This window comes from Streptomyces sp. NPDC048389 (assembly GCF_040706335.1).
Taxonomy (GTDB): domain Bacteria; phylum Actinomycetota; class Actinomycetes; order Streptomycetales; family Streptomycetaceae; genus Streptomyces.
The window spans coordinates 1-1,043 of the sequence record NZ_JBEZKP010000126.1 but is presented as its reverse complement, the minus strand read 5'-3'; the positions used below and the strand labels follow the sequence as shown (position 1 = coordinate 1,043).

Below are 1,043 nucleotides of genomic sequence, written 5' to 3'. Positions count from 1 at the left end.
GGTCCTACCTTGTTCGTGGGTTGGACGGGCCGTCGTAAGGTCCAGAGACCCAGAGACTCCGGGCATGGCTTTCATGCGGTTGCCCTCGATGGTTCTGGCCACCTGGCCACCCGGAGTCTCACGGCGACTCGGCCACTGATTAGGAGATGCGAGCACCTGCGGGTGCATCGCTGAGTAGGACCATGTCGGCGAGGTCGTCCGGGAGCACAGCGCATCGAACGACTGGAGGAACTGGTGGCCCAGATCTGGGCGGGTACGGACATCGGCAAGACCCACCACCACTGCGTGGTCCTGGGAGCCGGGGGCGAGCGGCTGCTGTCGCGACGCGTGCTGAACGACGAAACGGAACTGCTGGACCTCGTCGCTGACGTGCTGGCCATCGACGAGGACGTGGTCTGGGCGGTCGACGTCGCCGACGGCATGGCCGCCTTGTGGACCGAACTGCTGCTCAGCCATGGCCAGCACCTCGTCTACATACCGGGGCTCGCGGTCAACCGGGCCTCGGCCGGCTACCGGGGCATGGGCAAGACCGACGCCAAGGACGCAACCGTCATCGCGGACCAGGCGCGGATGCGTCGGGACCTGACGGTCCTGCGACCGGACAGCGAGCACGCCGTCGAGCTGCGGGTTCTCACCGGCCGCCGTGCCGACCTGAACGCCGACCGGACCCGCCGGATCAACCGCCTTCGCGGTCAACTCGTCAGCATATTCCCCGCGTTGGAAAGATCCCTGGACCTGGGCAACACCGGCCCGCTGATCTTGCTGACTGGCTACCAGACACCGGCTGCCCTGCGCCGCATGGGCAGCAAACGGCTGGAGACCTGGCTGCGCAACCGCAAGGTCCGCAGCGCTGAGGACCTCGCCGCCGCGGCTCTGGCAGCCGCCGAGCGTCAGCACACCGCCGTCTCCGGGGAGAAGGTCATCGCGCAGGTGATCCACACCCTGGCGAAGGAGGTGATGAGCCTCAACGAGCAGATCGCGGAGATCGACAAGCTCATTGCGGCCCGGTTTCGCGAGCACGAGCTCGCCGAAGTGATCGAGAG

1 protein-coding gene is annotated in these 1,043 nt (G+C 67.1%); it reads left to right on the top strand.

Annotated features, from left to right (window positions below; all coding sequences use genetic code 11):
- Positions 1 to 234: 234 nt before the first annotated feature.
- The coding region (locus AB0903_RS34320; RefSeq protein ID WP_366708746.1) for an IS110 family transposase at positions 235 to 1,043 on the top strand (809 nt) is incomplete at its 3' end.